The following is an 11,137-nucleotide window of genomic DNA, read 5'->3' on the forward strand; positions in this document are numbered from 1 at the left end:
CGCGAAAGCATTCCGCCAGAAGTTGCTCGCAAGATAGACGAGTTCCTGCTGGCCATAGACCGCAACGAAGAAGCCGCCCGGTCGTCGCTCAAGGCTTATGTGGAAACCAGTTATGGCACAGACAACAACATCAACAGCGGCCCCACCAACGCCAACGTGGCTGTGCCTTCCCTAGGCGGTCTGGTGTTGACCCTGAACCCCAGCGCCGTCAAATTGAAAGACAGTTTTTACACTGTGGGCGCGGGTGTTTCAGGGCGTTATGTGATCGATCCGCGGCTGTCGGTGATAGCAAGTGCAAGTGGCAATTTTCGGTTCAACAACGACTACAACGACTTTGACACCAACCAGGTGGACCTCAGCGCCGGCGCGGTTTACCGGCTCGACAAAAATGAATTCAGCGCGGTGGCCCAAGTGGGTACCTATTCAGCCGACAACCGCGGGGTACGGGACCAGGGCGGGGTTGTCGGCGAATGGACTTACCGGCCCGATGAGGCCAGCCAGTGGAGCAGCTATGTGCAATTGTCCAGCTTGCGTTACCCGGGGCAAACCCTGCGTAATGCGCATCGTTATGTGCTGGGTACTTCCTACGCCACTGCCCTGAGTGGCGGGCTGGTGGTGTTTGGCGGTGGCTACATTGGCAGCGAAAACGAGCGCGCTTCCGGCGTGCCGCATCTCGGTCACCGGCTGACGGGCTTACGTGCGGGTTTGCAGCAGTCGGTCAATGCCGATGTGGACCTGTTTGCCAGCGTGGGCTTTGAAAAACGGCATTACGGCGGCGCAGACCCGCTGTTTCTGGTCACCCGGCGTGACAGCCAGAGCAATCTGAACCTGGGTTTGAACTGGGTACCCGTGGTGAGCTGGCGCATCACGCCTCAACTCTCATTGTTGAGAACGAGCTCCAACATCGCCATTTCTGACTTCAGCAAACGCGTACTGTCTGTCACCGTCCGCAAAGAGTTTTAGACACGCATCTTCTGCGGGTACGCCTCCCATGCGACCATCCGGATACAGACGATTGAACCATCAGGCAGGGCCTTGATCATGAATACCACCTTTCCCTTGAAAAACGCTGCCCTGCTGATGGCGCTGGCGGCCGTGTACCCGCTTCAGGCCCATGCCCTGGCGGGGGTCGCGCAATTTACCGCCGGTGAAGTCAACGTGCGCCAGACAGATGGCAGAACCACTGCATTGGCAAAAGGTGGCGATATTGACAGTGGCCACGCCATCATCACGGGCAACAACGGCCGGGCACAAGTCAAATTCACAGACGGTGGGCTGATTTCCTTGCAGCCCAACACCGAATTCAAAATCGCCAGCTACGTCGATCAGAACGACGCCAAGCAGGACCGTTTCCTGGTGGACTTGCTGCGCGGCAGCATGCGCGCCATCACCGGGCTGATCGGCAAACGCAACCGCGACAACTACAAACTCACCACCACCACCGCAACCATTGGTATTCGCGGTTCCGGCTTCAAGGTCGGCTACAACCCTGACGGCACGCTGGGCATCACCAGCGAACTGGACAAAATTGAAGTCTGCAACCAGAGCGGCTGCATCGGCTTGGTAGCAGGCGAGTCCGTCAGGGTGATCAACAGCGTCACGCCGCCGGTGCGGACAAACGAGCAGCCCAAGGTGGCGACGCCAGAAGCCAAGAAAGACCCTGTTGTGGTGGGCGACAAGGTAAACGAAACGGGGAAAGTGGACATTGTTTCGGTGTCACCAGCACCTGCACCCGCACCTGCACCTGCACCTGCACCTGCACCTGCACCTGCACCCGCACCTGCACCTGCACCCGCACCCGCACCCGCACCTGCACCCGCACCTGCACCTGCACCTGCACCTGCACCTGCACCTGCACCTGCACCTGCACCCGCACCTGCACCCGCGCCTGCACCCGCGCCTGCACCCGCGCCTGCACCCGCACCCGCACCTGCACCAGCACCAGCACCTGCACCTGCACCTGCACCAGCACCTGCACCAGCACCTGCACCTGCACCTGCACCTGCACCTGCGCCAGCACCTGCACCTGCACCTGCACCTGCAACGCAAACCTTTACCAACATCTCGGTTCTGGCCGTTGCAACGGACCGTGCAAACCTCACCAGTCCAGTCACTGGCAACCAGTTCGCCTCGGCCAGCGTACTGACAAGCACATTCGAAAGCCAGGCATTGATCAAGGTCGTCAACTCGTCGTCCGGTGCGACCGTGGGGCCCAGCAGCGGGGCGGTCATCAGTTCCGGTTCCCTCGGGGTCGCCTCAGCGGCGGATTTTCTGGGCTGGGGCAGTTGGACCCAAGCCACCAGCAGCGCCTCATCCTTGGACTATTTCCATTATTTAGCCGGCCGGCTTACCTTGACTGCTCAAATGCCCAGCAGCGGTACGGCAACCTACGTCTTTGCCGGCAGCAGTTTCCCGACCCGCATCAATGCCAGCGGAATCACAGTCGGGACGCTCGCTGCTGGCACCGGCTTGGAGGTCGATTTCAGTGGCGGCATTGTGAAGGCCACTGTCAACACCTCCTTCGGCACCGTCGCCTCGTTCATTGACAGGGCGACCATTTCTGCTTCAACCTTCAGCGGAAGCTTTGTCAAAGGATTTTTTGTTGGTTCGAGCGCCAGCAGAGCGGGCTTGACTTTCATAAAGGAGATCACTGCCGGGGACAATGTCACGGGTGCGATTGGGTTCACAAAACAGTAGGCTTGGCGCAAAGCCCCTGTTACAGGCGCAATTTGGGGAAAATACGATTTTTGAGGATTGCGTGAAGCCACTGCCAGCGCCGCATGCACCTGTCAGCAGGTCGGCTTAACCCGCAGGACAGCGGGCCGCCAGACGGCCTGCACCAATCGCCTGATCTGCTGCAACGCCGCCGGATCGTCCATGGTTGTCAGGTCGCCCGCGTCGCGGCCTTCGCACACCGCCTGGATCGCGCGCCGCAGCAGCTTGCCGCTCCGGGTCTTGGGCAGCAGCGACACAAAACGCACACGCGCTGGCCGGGCCAGCGCACCCAGGTCGCCGTCCACGCGTTTCATGATCTCGCCTTCGAGCTTGAGTGCCGCCGTGCTGTCGGTCAGTACAGCGCCGTCCCTGGGCACTACAAACGCCATGGCCACCTGCCCTTTCAGGCTGTCGGCCACACCCACCACCGCGACTTCGGCCACGGCATTGTGGCCCGAAATACTTTCTTCGATCTCGCGCGTGCCCAGCCGGTGCCCGGCCACATTGATCACGTCGTCGGTGCGGCCGAGGATGAAGTAGTAGCCGTCTTCATCGCGTATGCCCCAGTCAAAGGTGCTGTAGACCATCTTGCCTGGCACGGTCTTCCAGTAGGTGTTGACGAAGCGCGCATCGTCTTTCCAGATGGTCTGCATGAAGCCGGGTGGCGTCGGGCCTTCGATGACAACCACGCCTTTTTCGTTGGGCTGTGTCAGTTCTTCCCCGGTCGACTCATGCAGAATTTTTACCTTGTAGCCATACATGGGAATGCCAGGGCTGCCAAACTTGCTGGCTTTTTTCTCGACACCATTGGCGATGGTCAGAATCGGCCAGCCGCTTTCGGTCTGCCAGTAGTTGTCGATGATGGGCACTCTCAAGCCCTCGCTGATCCAGCGCGCCGTCGGTTCGTCCAGCGGCTCGCCCGCCAGAAACAAGGCGCGCAGACTGGACAGGTCATATTTTTTCAGCAGCGCCGGGTCCTGCTTTTTCAACACCCGCACCGCCGTCGGCGCACTGAACATCGCCGTGACCTTGTACTTTTCAACCAGGCGCCACCAGATCCCGCCGTCGGGTTGTTTGTCCAGGCCCTGCGTCGGCAGGCCCTCGTACATCAACGTGGCCATGCCGGCGATCAGCGGACCATAAATGATGTAGCTGTGGCCCACCACCCAGCCGATGTCGCTGGTCGAAAAATAGGTCTCGCCGGCGCGGCCGTCGAAGATGTGTTTCATGCTGGCTGCCAGCGCCACCGCGTAGCCACCCGTATCGCGCTGCACACCCTTGGGTTTGCCGGTCGTGCCGCTGGTGTAAATCGTGTAGCTGATGTCGGTCGAATCCAGCCACGCGCAGGGCACCTGCGCGTCCAGGTGCTGCGTGCGCAGGTCAGTCCACAAGTGGTCACGTCCGCCAACCAGAGCCATGGGTGACAGGCCGCGGTCTGTCAGCAGCACCGCTTCGGGCTTGTGGCTGGACAGGCGGATCGCTTCATCGAGCAGTGGCTTGTAAGGCACGATCTTGCCGCCGCGCGAGCCGGCATCGGCGCTGACAATCACCTTGGGCGTCGCATCGTCGATACGCGAAGCCAGCGAGCCACTGGCAAAGCCGCCGAAGACCACACAGTGGATGGCGCCCAGCCGCGCACAGGCTAGCATGGCAAACGCCGCTTCGGCCACCATGGACATGTAAATCAGCACACGGTCGCCCTTTTGCACGCCCAGCGCCTGCAGGCTGGCCGCCATGTGCTGCACCTCGCGATGTAGTTGGGCAAAGCTGTAGGTTTTTTCGACGCCGGTCTCGGTCGAGACGTAAATCAGCGCCGCTTGGTCCGCCTGGTCTTTCAGGTGCCGGTCCACTGCGTTGTGGCAGAGGTTGGTGGTGCCGCCTTCGAACCAGTGCACAAAAGGTGGCTTGTCGTCGTTGCAGACACGCGAGAAAGGGTGCTGCCAATCAATCAGTTTGGCCTGCTCGGTCCAGAAGGCGTCGGGCTGGTCGATGGACTGGCGGTAAAAATCGGCGTAACTTGTCATCGCTGGTCTCCAGATATTTCTTGTGCAGCTCAGATTTTGACCACCACGCGGCCGCGCACCTTGCCCGCCGTCAAGTCGGCCGCTTTTTCTGCCGCGCGCGCCAAAGGCACTTCTTCAATCATGGCTTCGAGCCTGGACGGGTCCAGGTCGGTCGCGAGCCGGTCCCAGGCCTGCTGCCGGCGTGCCAGGGGAGCCATCACGCTGTCAATGCCCGCCAGCGTGACGCCGCGCAGGATAAAAGGCATCACCGTCGCGGGAAAGTCCGCGCCCTGCGCCAGCCCACAGGCGGCCACCACGCCGCCGTAACGCACTTGCGCACAGGCATTGGCCAGCGTGTGTGAACCCACCGCGTCCACCACCGCAGCCCAGCGTTCTTTCTGCATCGGTTTGCCCGGCGCCGACAGCTCTGCGCGGTCCATCACCGCCGCCGCACCCAGCTGCTTCAGATAGGCTTCTTCGCTGGTTTTGCCCGTCGCAGCCACGATCCTGTAACCCAGCTTGCCCAGCAAGGCGACAGCCACGCTGCCGACGCCGCCGGTGGCACCCGTCACCAGCACTTCGCCGTCGCCAGGCTTGAGGCCATGCCGCTCCAGCGCCAGCACACACAGCATGGCGGTGTAACCCGCCGTGCCTATCGCCATGGCCTGTCGTGTGCTGAAGGCGATTGGCAGCTTGACCAGCCAGTCACCTTGCAGCCGGGCGCGTTCGGCCATCAGGCCCCAGCGCGTCTCGCCCAGGCCCCAGCCGTTGTGGATGAATTGGTCGCCAGTCGTCCAAGCCGGGTGCGTGGATTCCAGCACCGTACCTGCGCCATCAATGCCTGCCACCATGGGCCAGCTGCGCACCACCGGGCCGGCATTGGTGATCGCCAGGCCGTCCTTGTAGTTCAGCGTCGAATACTCGACCTGCGCCAGCACGTCACCGGCTGGCAGCGACGCTTCGTCAAGGTCAACGATGCCAGCCGAAAAGCCGGTTTCCGATTTGTTGAGTTGCAGGGCTTTGAACACGTTTGTCTCCGGTTATTGCTGAAACTGAATTCATAATTATTGATAACAGACTTTCGCAGGGCTGACGCGGGAACTGACAACCGTCCACGCTTTGTGGCGACATCCACGGTGTCGAGACCCACGAAACAGCCATGCAGAAAGACTCGGGGCAGACCAGCAGAGTCAACCGCTGCAACGCCGACCTGATCGCCCTGCTGCCGGCAAGCACCCATCGCCGCCTCGGCAGCTGTCAGCCCCCTTTCTGGCTTGAGTGGTTGGGTCTCAAAGGTTGCGTGTCGTACAAAGGCGAGTCCCGCAAGCATGAAGGGCAAAGGCGCGAGAAGGGCTGGGGTGCGCACGGTATCTGCTGCTTATCGCTGGGCTCGAGAGAAAAAACGGTCCAGCCAGCTTCCAGACGGGCCGCGCCGCCGCTCGAAGCGCGTACATCACTTGTGCGCGATGGGCTTGTCCGTGAAAAGATAGTCCTTCATCTCACTGGAAAACTTCGGGTCACGCCTGCGTATCCACTCGAGAACCATGGCTGCATGTTCCTTTTCTTCGTCGCGGTTGTGCTGGAGGATGGCCTTGAGGTCGGGGTCTTTGCAGGCATCGGCGCGCTGGTTGTACCAGTCCACCGCCTCCAGCTCTTCCATCAGCGAGACGATGGCGCGATGCATGTCCCGGGTTTCGTCGGACAGTTCGTCGAAGGGTTCGTGGTAACCAACACTGGACATGGCATTTTCTCCTGTAGCAATGACTTCTTATAGCAGAACCCGGCCGGAACACGGTGATCCGGGTTCTGGTTCAGTAGTGTCGCCGGGTGAGTTCCGGCGCGCCCTACTTCACCAAAGCCAGCACGTCCCTGAAGGCCGGATGTTCCGCCGTGCCCAGCCATTCAAACGCCACCATCTCGGTGGTGACCAGTTCAGCGCCGGCGCCGGCCAGACGGTCAAAGGCGGCGTCGCGATTGCGTTCGGTGCGTGAACTGCAGGCGTCGGTGACGACCCAGACGTCGAAGTCTTCGTCCAGCAAACCCAGCGCGGTCTGCAGCAGGCACACATGGGCCTCACAACCGGCCATGACAACCACGCCCCTGGCCTCTTCGTCCAGCTCGGGCGCTTTCTGCAAATGTTTGGGCAGACTGCGGGCATTGCCCCGGGGCGGGCCAGGCGGCGCCTTGCGCGCTGGCGGGCGTAGCCAGTCGCCCAGCCCGTCAGCCACCGCGTTGAAATGTGTTTTGTTCAGGATTTTTCCGCCGGCCTCTTCAATCGCCTTTTGCAGCTCCGGCACATTGGGGCCCAACTTCTCGGGCGTTTGCGCCGTGCCCCACAGCGGGACTTCCAGCAGCCTGGCCATGCGGGCCAGGCGCAGCGCATTGGCGAGCACGCGTTCGCTTTCAAAAATAGCGGGCATCAGAAGCGCCTGGTAATCGACCAGCACGAGTTGGGAGTCATCAGCATCCAGCAGCATCATTCTTTCCTTTTTGCCAATGATAAGCGCCCGCATATCAGCGCCATGATGGCCGCACAGTGCCGCCCGCTGCGCCATGCGACCATGAAGCCTCAGCGCGCGGGCGACGCCCGCGCCACAATCCGCGCCGCCTGCGCCTGCGACACGGCCGGCCCCATGGCGCCGAACATGCTGCCCCAGCTTGCCGCTGGCCCGCCCAGGCGGGTGTCCATGAATGCGTCCACCACTTCTGTCGTGGAATGCCTGAGCAATTCCGCACCCTGCACCGCGCGCGCCATGGCCTCGGTCAACGGGCGCGCCAGGAATTCATCTTCCAGCGCCCGGTCCATCAGCGGATCCAGCGCCGCCACAAAAATGTCAAAGCGGCCATCCATGCGGCGCACCTGCTGCAGCTCTGCCATGAAGGCCTCGCGGCATGCCGCGTCCCGGCGCATCGCCCGCCGCACATCCATGCACATCATGTTGGCCGAACCTTCCCAGACGCTGTTCAGCGGCGCCTCGCGGTAAAGGCGGGCCATGGGGTTCTCCTCGATGAAACCATTGCCGCCATGGCACTGCAAGGCTTCGTTGGCAATCGCCGGCGCACGCGAGCAGTTGAAAAACTTGGCCATCGGCGTTGCCACGCGTGCAAAAGCTTTTTCTCCGGCGTTGCTTTCGATGTGGTCTGTGGCCTTGGCTACGCGCAGTGCGAGCAGGGTCGCGGCTTCGACCTCGACCGCCATGTCGGCCAGCACATTGCTCATCATGGGTTGTTTGGCCAGCGTGAGCCCAAAGCTGCAGCGTGTGCCGGTGTGCTGCAGCGCCAGCGTCAGCGCCTGCCGCATGAGGCCGGCGGAACCCACGGCAAAGTCCAGCCGCGTCAGGTGGGCGTGCGAGAGGATTTCCCGGATGCCCGCGCCTTCGGCACCGACGCGGATGGCCAGGCTGTCGGCAAACTCGATTTCACTGGACGCATTGGACTTGTTGCCACATTTGTCCTTCAGGCGCTGGATGAAAAAGCGGTTGAAACTTCCGTCAGGCAAGGTACGCGGCAGAAAGAAACAGGTCACTTCACCCGCCACCTTGGCAAGGGTGAAAAAGCCGTCGGATTGCGGCACCGAGCAAAACCATTTATGGCCCGTGAGTTCGTACCAGTGTGCGGTCGCGCCATGGTAGTCGGCCGAATGCGAAAACACCGCCGTGGTCTGCGTTTCGCGCAGGTCCGAACCGCCCTGCTTTTCGGTCATGGCGTACCCGATGACGACGGAGGGCTTTTGCGCCACCTCGCGGCGGCTGAACTCGTACTCGGTGCCGAGCAGCTTCTCGGCCCAGATCCTGAGCGCAGGCTCGGCCTGGAAACCGGCGAAAGACGCGTACGCCATGCCGGTCGGGCAACCGGTGCCATGCTCGACCTGGTTCCACAGGAGAGACAGCGCGGCGCGGGCGAAATGCGGCTGCGGCCCGGGTGCCGTCCAAGCCAGCGAATGCACCTCATGCTTCCAGGCCAGCGCCATCAGCTGGTGCCAGCTGGGGTGAAAATCGACCCAGTCGATGCGGTTGCCGTAGCGGTCATGCGTCTTCAATTCGGGCAGGTTGCGGTTGGCCAGCCGGGCTAGCTCCTGCACGCTTTCATCGCCCGCCAACTGGCCCAAGGCTTCGCAGCGCGCTGCGGCCCAGGGCGTTTCACGCTCGACTGCGGCCGACAGCACGGCGTCCTGCGTGAAGGCGTTAAAGCCTGTCGTGCCGGCGGCCTGATTGAGCACCACGTGGGTGGCGTAACGGCCAGCGGAGCCTGTGCCTTGCTGCGATGGCAACAGGTGGGCGCTAGGGATCGGTGCATTCATGTTTGTCTCCTGGTTTCAAGGGGTAGGCGCGTGGTTCGCGCTGTTGGCAGGGCCAGCACGGTCGCGCAGCAGGCTTCAGCAATTTGCCCGGCCAGCTTGCCCACGGCTTCGATCCCCGCGCCTTCCGAGGTGCTGAAATCGGCGTTCAGGGGCGAGAGCGGGCCGATCAGGCTTTCCATGAAGCCGCCCACGATCACCGTTGCGGCAATGCTCGGCCCGATGTCGGGCCGGAAGTCGCCACTGGCTTGCCCGTCACGCACGATCTGCATGATCTGCTGGCTGATCGCGTGGCGGTAAGTCAGGCGCGCCTCGTCAATTTCGCGGTCGCAGGGCTCTGCAATCAGGGCGTACGCCAGCCGGCGATTTCGCATGGCACGTTTGACAAAAGTCGTGACAGCCGTGTGCAGGCGATCGCGGGGTGCGTCCTGGGCTTGTGCGATGGCGCTGATGACATCGACCTCGCGCTGGGACACGGCCGCGAGCACTTCAACGCACAAGTCGGCCTTGGACGGGAAATAACGGTATACGCTCCCGGTTGCCAGGCCGGCGACGCTGGCGACATGGCCGACCCGTGCTTCCGGCCAGCCGCCTTCGCTCACGAGCGAGCGAGCGGCGGCCAGAATGCGTTTGCGGTTATCCGCCAGGCGGGCTTCGACGTGATCGGTTCGGCGGTAGGCCATGAAGAAATGAATTTCAATTCATATTGGCGTGAACTGTAATTCATTTTTTTGATCCGAACAAGCCCAACCCAGCCCGCCTCCGTAAGATTCATCACCCATGAATCACTGGCTACTTTTTTAATAGCTTCCTGCGCCTGTCTTCATTGGGCTGCGGGCGCTCTCTGTCATTTTTTAAAATCGCGATGCGCGAACCGCGCTGAAAAGGCGGCTTAAAGGCCGCGGCGCTGCAGGCGCTCGACCAGCGCGATCAGATAGGCCTCAAACAGCAAAGTCGCATCTTGCCCGAACATGCGGATGCGGCCCGTGTGCTGCAGCAGCAACAGGCCCACGCCATGGGCAAACAAAGCGGTATTTTCGCGCAAAGCTTCCTCGGCACCCAACCCCATCGCCTGCAGCGCCGCTTCGCAGGGGCGAAGGGCGTCATGCAGGCGGTCGTTGAGCTGCTCGTTGAGCTCGGAGCTCAAGCCGCGCGGCCTCAGTCCCTGCACCAGATAAAACCCCAGGTCCAGGTCGCGCGGGTTGGCGGCGTAAAAGCCGAACCAGGCGCCGGCCTTGGCTTCCAGCAGATCGGCCGGCGTCAGGCCGCTCGCGCCCGTTGCATCCACCGCCGCATTCAGCCGCTCCAGCGATTCATCGAGCAAGGCGCCGTAGATCGCCTCCTTGCTTTCGAAGTAAGAGTAGATCGCCCCCGGCGTATAGCCCGCCTGTTTGGCGATTTCCCGAATGTTGGCGCCTTCAATGCCCAGCCGCTCGAACACCGCGCGTGCGGCATCGAGCACCCCCTTGCGGCGGGCATCGCTTTGTGTCTGCCGGCGTTGGGCTCTGGCTTGCATGCACTGAATATAAACGCAAAAGCGCAGGCAGTTTTTTTGTTTAAACGTTTGACCACTAAATTGAACAGTGTTTAAAATAACTTCAATTAACAGGAGTTCCCCATGAACGCGCCTTCCTCCGCCGCCACCCTGATGTCTGGCCATGATTTCCGTGAATCGCTGCGCCGCTACAAACCCCGGGTGTTCCTGGACGGCCAACAGGTGGCCAGCGTGGCCGATGAGCGCGGCTTCGGCCCCGGCATCAACGCCATTGCATTGACCTACGACTACGCACTGAAAGCGCAGTACGCGCCCATCATGACGGCGGTGCAGCACACCAGCGGCAAAACCGTCAACCGGCTTTCCCACATCAACACCAGCAGCGGCGACCTGCTGAACAAGTTGGAGGCGGTGCGCCTGGTCTGCCAGGAGACCGGCTGTGCCCAGCGCTACCTGACGCACGATGCGCTCAACGCCATCGGCCAGGTTTCGGCACGCATCGACGACGCACGCGGCACGACCGAAAACACTGCGCGTTTCCTGAACTACCTGCACCGCGTGCAGGACCAGGACCTGACCCTGGGCATTGCGATGACCGACGCCAAGGGCGACCGCAGCAAACGCCCG

The 11,137-nt window shown here is 62.0% G+C and carries 10 protein-coding genes; 3 read left to right on the forward strand and 7 right to left on the reverse strand.

All coding sequences use genetic code 11. From position 1 onward, the window contains the following. The coding region (locus tag ACESMT_RS15705; protein ID WP_372827531.1) for a surface lipoprotein assembly modifier at positions 1-963 on the forward strand (963 nt) is incomplete at its 5' end. Positions 964-1,041: 78 nt separating this feature from the next. Next, entirely contained in the window at positions 1,042-2,697 is a 1,656-nt protein-coding gene (locus ACESMT_RS15710) for a FecR domain-containing protein (protein WP_372827532.1), read from the forward strand. Positions 2,698-2,789: 92 nt separating this feature from the next. Here the strand turns inward: ACESMT_RS15710 and ACESMT_RS15715 are convergent, their stop codons facing one another. From ACESMT_RS15715 to ACESMT_RS15745, 7 genes are all read right to left on the reverse strand, one after another. Continuing rightward, positions 2,790-4,739 (reverse strand): propionate--CoA ligase, encoded by a 1,950-nt coding sequence (locus tag ACESMT_RS15715; RefSeq protein WP_372827533.1) that lies wholly within the window; start codon positions 4,737-4,739, stop codon positions 2,790-2,792. 29 nt (positions 4,740-4,768) lie between these two features. Beyond that, on the reverse strand, positions 4,769-5,746 hold the full coding sequence (locus ACESMT_RS15720; RefSeq protein WP_372827534.1) for an MDR family oxidoreductase: 978 nt from the start codon (positions 5,744-5,746) through the stop codon (positions 4,769-4,771). A gap of 425 nt (positions 5,747-6,171) precedes the next feature. Continuing rightward, positions 6,172-6,459 carry an encapsulin-associated ferritin-like protein gene (locus ACESMT_RS15725; protein ID WP_372827535.1) on the reverse strand — a complete coding sequence of 96 codons (288 nt, stop codon included), beginning with the start codon at positions 6,457-6,459 and terminating at the stop codon, positions 6,172-6,174. A gap of 103 nt (positions 6,460-6,562) precedes the next feature. Next, a complete protein-coding gene (locus ACESMT_RS15730; protein WP_372827536.1) occupies positions 6,563-7,195 on the reverse strand; it encodes an isochorismatase family protein in 633 nt (210 codons plus the stop codon). Positions 7,196-7,287: 92 nt separating this feature from the next. Then, positions 7,288-9,018, reverse strand: a complete 1,731-nt coding sequence (locus tag ACESMT_RS15735) for an acyl-CoA dehydrogenase family protein (RefSeq protein WP_372827537.1) — start codon at positions 9,016-9,018, stop codon at positions 7,288-7,290. Next, on the reverse strand, positions 9,015-9,698 hold the full coding sequence (locus ACESMT_RS15740) for a TetR/AcrR family transcriptional regulator (protein ID WP_372827538.1): 684 nt from the start codon (positions 9,696-9,698) through the stop codon (positions 9,015-9,017). The genes ACESMT_RS15735 and ACESMT_RS15740 overlap by 4 nt, the downstream gene beginning before the upstream one ends. A gap of 209 nt (positions 9,699-9,907) precedes the next feature. Then, a complete protein-coding gene (locus ACESMT_RS15745) occupies positions 9,908-10,531 on the reverse strand; it encodes a TetR/AcrR family transcriptional regulator (protein WP_372827539.1) in 624 nt (207 codons plus the stop codon). 102 nt (positions 10,532-10,633) lie between these two features. On the opposite strand from ACESMT_RS15745, the gene ACESMT_RS15750 reads away from it, so the two are divergent. Further along, positions 10,634-11,137 (forward strand): 4-hydroxyphenylacetate 3-hydroxylase N-terminal domain-containing protein (locus tag ACESMT_RS15750; RefSeq protein ID WP_372827540.1); only part of this gene is annotated, 504 nt, incomplete at its 3' end.

It is taken from the genome of Polaromonas sp. (assembly GCF_041689105.1).
In the GTDB taxonomy this organism is placed as follows: Bacteria; Pseudomonadota; Gammaproteobacteria; order Burkholderiales; family Burkholderiaceae_C; genus Polaromonas.

Bases quoted from the DNA above. Each gene is read 5' to 3' on its own strand.
- ACESMT_RS15710 (WP_372827532.1), top strand. From the start codon at position 1,042: ATGAATACCACCTTTCCCTTGAAAAACGCTGCCCTGCTGATGGCGCTG.
- ACESMT_RS15715 (WP_372827533.1), bottom strand. From the start codon at position 4,739: ATGACAAGTTACGCCGATTTTTACCGCCAGTCCATCGACCAGCCCGAC.
- ACESMT_RS15725 (WP_372827535.1), bottom strand. From the start codon at position 6,459: ATGTCCAGTGTTGGTTACCACGAACCCTTCGACGAACTGTCCGACGAA.
- ACESMT_RS15730 (WP_372827536.1), bottom strand. From the start codon at position 7,195: ATGCTGCTGGATGCTGATGACTCCCAACTCGTGCTGGTCGATTACCAG.
- ACESMT_RS15735 (WP_372827537.1), bottom strand. From the start codon at position 9,018: ATGAATGCACCGATCCCTAGCGCCCACCTGTTGCCATCGCAGCAAGGC.
- ACESMT_RS15740 (WP_372827538.1), bottom strand. From the start codon at position 9,698: ATGGCCTACCGCCGAACCGATCACGTCGAAGCCCGCCTGGCGGATAAC.
- ACESMT_RS15745 (WP_372827539.1), bottom strand. From the start codon at position 10,531: ATGCAAGCCAGAGCCCAACGCCGGCAGACACAAAGCGATGCCCGCCGC.